We start from the raw sequence: 4,351 nt of genomic DNA, 5'->3' as shown, positions 1-4,351 counted from the left end.
TTTTGGCAACGCAGATGCCGTGCCGCAGCCGTCGGAGCGGTGCTTAAGCCGTAAGGCGGGAATTGTGCGGTGTTGCCCTATCTTTATTATATCACATGGGCATGCCTGCGTCATCCTTGCGGCGCAGGCGAGGAGCGTTATCCTGCCGGTCAATTTCACTGTTTTGTGTGGAAATTCTGCTTCCGCCCTCTGCCAGCCCCAAAAGATCGGCGGCTTCGGTGGGTTCCAGCTGCTGCACGCTTTCCAGCTTGCGGGTAATAGCGCGGCTGCGGGTGCCGATCAGCTCTTCCAGATCGTTGCCGGTCTGGTTCAGGTGGCGCTGCATGGATTGCAGTCCACTGCCGAACTTCTCGAACTCCGTCTTTACCGCGCCCAAAATCTGCCATACCTCGCCGGAGCGCTTCTGGATGGCCAGCGTGCGGAAGCCCATCTGCAGCGCATTCAGCAGGGCCGCCATAGTGGAAGGCCCCGCAATGTTGATCTTGTAATCCCGCTGCAAAATTTCCGGCAGACCACAGTTCACCACCTCGGCATACAGCCCTTCAAACGGCAGGAAGAGAATGCCGAATGCGGTGGTGTACGGGACTTCAATGTATTTATCGTGGATGTCCTTGGCTTCCTGCCGCACCACGGTTTCCAGTTGGCGACGGGCGGCGGCTACCGCGGCGGGGTCGCCGCTGGCCTGGGCGTCCTGCAGGTGTGCATAGGTATCGCCGGGGAACTTGGCGTCAATGGGCAGCCACACGGTTCCGCTCTGGCCCGGTAGCTTGACGGCATATTCCACCCGGTTGCTGCTGCCGGGCACAGTAGCCACATTTTCGGCGTATTGGACGGGGGCCAAAATTTCTTTCAGGATCGCCCCCAGCTGTACTTCGCCCAGAATACCGCGGGTCTTTACGCCGGAAAGCACCTGCTTCAGGCTGCCCACATCGGCGGCAAGGTTCTGCATCTCGCCCAGGCCCTTGTACACCTGTTCCAGCTGGGTGCTGACCGCCCGGAACGATTCGCTGACCCGGCGCTGCAGCGTGGCTTCCAGCTTTTCGTCCACCGTGCCGCGGATTTCATCCAGCTTTTTGTTATTGTCGGCCCGGATGTTTGCCATGCCCTGCAGCAGGGTTGCCCGCACGCCGTCCAGCCGGTTGGCGTTGGTGTCTTCCAGATTTTTCAGGCGGGTTTCCAGCACCTGCAGCTGAGCCAGCAGGGCATCGTTGGCAGCGCGCTGGCGGGCGGCACCGGCGCGGTCGATGGCATCCAGCCGGGCGGTGGCGGCCTCCTGGCTCTGGCGCTGGCTTTCGGCCAGCAGGGTTCCCATGTCCCGCGCGCTGGCGGAGGTTGTGCGGGTCACTTCGCCCTGCATCACGCGCAGTTGGTCGGCCAGCACTTCGGTTTCGGCCTCTACTTCATCCCGCACAATGCGGGCAATTTCATCGGTCTGGTCCTCGGCGGTGTTCTGCTGGCCGCTGCGCAGCAAAAGCAGAATCAGCAACACATTGGTCAGTATCGACAGCAACAGAAGAATAATCAATAAAGGCTGCATCCCACAAGGTTCCTTTCTCACTTGGCTGTTTTGGTTCAGCTTTAGTATAGCATAGGAAATCGCAAGATACAACCTTTTGTTGTGCAGTGCTTGCGATTTAAAGAAGGAAAATGGGGCGGTTAAAAGCAGGAGTTTATGGAGTAGGGCGCCCCCGTAGGGCGCATATTGTGCGCCCGTCGCCTTGCGGAGAACGACGTGACGGAATATATGGCAAGGTGCGCTATGCGGGATGATGCCCCCCTACTGCGTGCTTTCAAGGCTTCCGATACTGTTTATCAATTCTTATATCACAATCGTAAGCAATAGCATTTGATATAACGCCAAAAAAGGGAACGTACCTGATTCACAGGGCGCGTTCCCTTTTTATTTCTTAACTTATCCCTTTATGCGTTTCACAGCGGTGCCAAGTCAAACCGGTACAGAGTGGTTGCGCTGTAGGGGCGGTCGGGCAGGACGGTGGTATCCGGAAAATCGGGATGGTTGGGGGCATCAGGGAAATCCTGGGTTTCCAGGCAGACGGCGGCATACTGGCCGTAAGATGCGCCATCCTTGCAGGCGGTGGCGGACTTGAGGAAGTTGGAAGTATACAGCTGCACGCCGGGCTGGGTGGTCAGGGTCTCCATGCGGATGCCCGTTTCGGGGCCGGTCAGCCATGCGGTGTGGCGCAGACCGCTGTCCGCAATAACATAGCAGTGGTCATAGCCGCTGCACTGCTTCAGGGCCGGGTAATCGGCGTTGATATCGCGGCCAATGGTCTTTTCCTCGGTAAAGTCCATCGGGGTGCCTGCCACAGCGATCTTGCGCCCGGTGGGGATGGAACCGGCATCCGTTTCCAGATAGGCCGGTGCAGCCAGAGACAGACGGTGCCCCAGCACGCTGCCGGAAGCATGGCCGTTCAGGTTAAAGTAGCTGTGGTTGGTAATGTTTGCCACAGTGGGGGCATCGGTGGTCAGGGTGTACTGAATCATCAGGCCGGTGCCTGCCAGGCTGTAGCGCACTTCCAGCTCGGCGTTGCCGGGGAAGCCGTCGGTGCCGTCGGGGCTGGCTGCGGTCAGAACCAGGGTATCGTCCCCCTCAAAGCCCATGTCAAACACGGTCTTATCAAAGCCGTGCAGGCCGCTGTGCAGGCAGTTTTTGCCCTCGTTCGGGGTAACATGGTATTCTTCCTCATACAGGGTGAATTTGGAGCCGCCAATGCGGTTGGCGTAGCGGCCCACCACAGCGCCCAGAAAACAGGTGTTCAGCTCATAATCCTGCACGGTGGGGTAGCCCAGCACAACATCCACCTTGTTGCCCTTGCGGTCCGGCACAAGCAGCTGCTGGATGGTAGCGCCATAGCTTAAAATATGAACTTCGATGGTATCGTTCGCCAGAATACCGACCTTGACCGGCTGGCCTGCGGTGGTTTTTCCGAAATCTTTGATTTGAATGCTCATTCTGTAGTTCCTCCTTCAGAATTTTCGCCGTCCTGCTGTGCAGCAAGGTCATAGCGGACGCTTTTGCCCACGGCGCCGGTGCCATAGTTCAGCATCCGGTTCACCCGGCTGACTGTTGCGCTGGAAGCGCCCGTCAGCTGGCGGATTTCGCTGTACACCTTGCCTTGCAGCAGGCACCCTGCTACATCATAGCGCTGTTCCATGGTGCGGAGCTCCGTTACAGCGCAGAGATCCTCAAAAAATCGAATACAATCGTCCAGATTATCCAGCCGCAGGATGGCTTCATACAAAGCAGTGCTGCGGGGCTGCCCGTTGGGGGTGGTTCCAGCGCGCATAGGCGCCTCCTTATATATTGCATCATCGTGCATATTTGCCCTGCCAAAACAACCAAAATGTGGCAAGCTATCACTTATCAATTTTAGCAACTGCACTAACACAAGTCAAGGCTTTAATGCGCTGAATTCCATATTTAATTTTTATGAGGTCTGCCAGTTCCGCCCCGCCGGGCCAAAAGTTTTTCTTGCGCTCCGGCAGGCCCCGCGGTATGATAAAGACATTGAGCACCGGCGCGTGTCCGCCGCCCAATGGTTTTAGGAATCTTTTTTAATCACCACGGCCCGCCGCCCCAGCTGGCGGTAAATTTTCATGAACTGGACACGCGGTACCACACGGTTAAAATCCAGCGGGTCTGCCACCACAAAGTTCTGGTCATCCATGCCGCACAGCACCATGCAGTGCAGGGTGTGCAGCACCTCGTGCCGCCGCCCACCGGGCAGGTCGTATTCACCGCAGGGGTCGTGCTGGATATCGCCAAAGTGCAGCGTTGCCCAAAAGATGACCGGGTTCCCGGCCTGCAGCTGGGATGCCAGTTCGGCTTCCTCGGCACCGGTCAGATCATAAGCGCGGCAGCTGCTGCCCTGCACAGCCAGGTAGGCGTTCGCCGCCTGCACAATCGGCCCCGCAAAGCAGTAATAGCCGGTTTCGGGGCTGCCATCGTCCAGGTGAGGATTGCCCATATAAACCTCGTCGGGGTCTGCGCCGTACCACTGGGCGCTGCGTGGCAGATAGTAGTCGGCCAGTTCGCACTTATCCGGGGCAAAGCCCAGGTAGTGCAGCACTTCGCAGCAGCTGGTAATTTCGCAGCCGTTGGGCAGCTCCGGGTTTTGCAGGATCTGGGGAACTGGCAGCAGGATGGATGCCATAAAAGCGCCTCGCAATCATACGATTATTTCCGTTTTGATTGTACCAGATTTCACCGGGAAAGGAAAGCCGCAGTATCCGCTCAGTCTGTTATAATTTATAGGGCAATACCGCATAATTCTAAGTGCCGATACGGCGAGCGAGGTGCGGCAGCTGCTAAGCCAAAAGCGCAGATAAT

4 protein-coding genes are annotated in these 4,351 nt (G+C 57.7%); all 4 read right to left on the bottom strand.

All coding sequences use genetic code 11. From position 1 onward, the window contains the following. Positions 1-91: 91 nt before the first annotated feature. The gene (locus C4885_RS15635) at positions 92-1,537 is read right to left on the bottom strand and encodes a DNA recombination protein RmuC (protein WP_114001221.1); all 1,446 of its coding nucleotides are present in this window, start codon (positions 1,535-1,537) and stop codon (positions 92-94) included. A 392-nt stretch (positions 1,538-1,929) separates the two neighbouring features. Further along, a complete protein-coding gene (locus C4885_RS15630) occupies positions 1,930-2,973 on the bottom strand; it encodes an aldose epimerase family protein (protein WP_114001220.1) in 1,044 nt (347 codons plus the stop codon). Beyond that, the gene (locus C4885_RS15625) at positions 2,970-3,308 is read right to left on the bottom strand and encodes a YerC/YecD family TrpR-related protein (RefSeq protein WP_114001219.1); all 339 of its coding nucleotides are present in this window, start codon (positions 3,306-3,308) and stop codon (positions 2,970-2,972) included. Before C4885_RS15625 ends, C4885_RS15630 begins: the two co-directional genes overlap by 4 nt. A gap of 255 nt (positions 3,309-3,563) precedes the next feature. Further along, the gene (locus C4885_RS15615) at positions 3,564-4,175 is read right to left on the bottom strand and encodes a C39 family peptidase (RefSeq protein ID WP_114001217.1); all 612 of its coding nucleotides are present in this window, start codon (positions 4,173-4,175) and stop codon (positions 3,564-3,566) included. Between the last annotated feature and the right edge of the window lie 176 nt (positions 4,176-4,351).

Origin of the sequence: Subdoligranulum sp. APC924/74, from assembly GCF_003324125.1 — a bacterium.
In the GTDB taxonomy this organism is placed as follows: domain Bacteria; phylum Bacillota; class Clostridia; order Oscillospirales; family Ruminococcaceae; genus Gemmiger; species Gemmiger qucibialis.
Note: the sequence above shows the minus strand (reverse complement) of the source record. Positions and strands in the feature narration are given on the sequence as shown.

Coding starts and splice junctions, on each gene's coding strand:
- C4885_RS15635 (WP_114001221.1), bottom strand. CDS start 1,537: ATGCAGCCTTTATTGATTATTCTTCTGTTGCTGTCGATACTGACCAAT.
- C4885_RS15630 (WP_114001220.1), bottom strand. CDS start 2,973: ATGAGCATTCAAATCAAAGATTTCGGAAAAACCACCGCAGGCCAGCCG.
- C4885_RS15625 (WP_114001219.1), bottom strand. CDS start 3,308: ATGCGCGCTGGAACCACCCCCAACGGGCAGCCCCGCAGCACTGCTTTG.
- C4885_RS15615 (WP_114001217.1), bottom strand. CDS start 4,175: ATGGCATCCATCCTGCTGCCAGTTCCCCAGATCCTGCAAAACCCGGAG.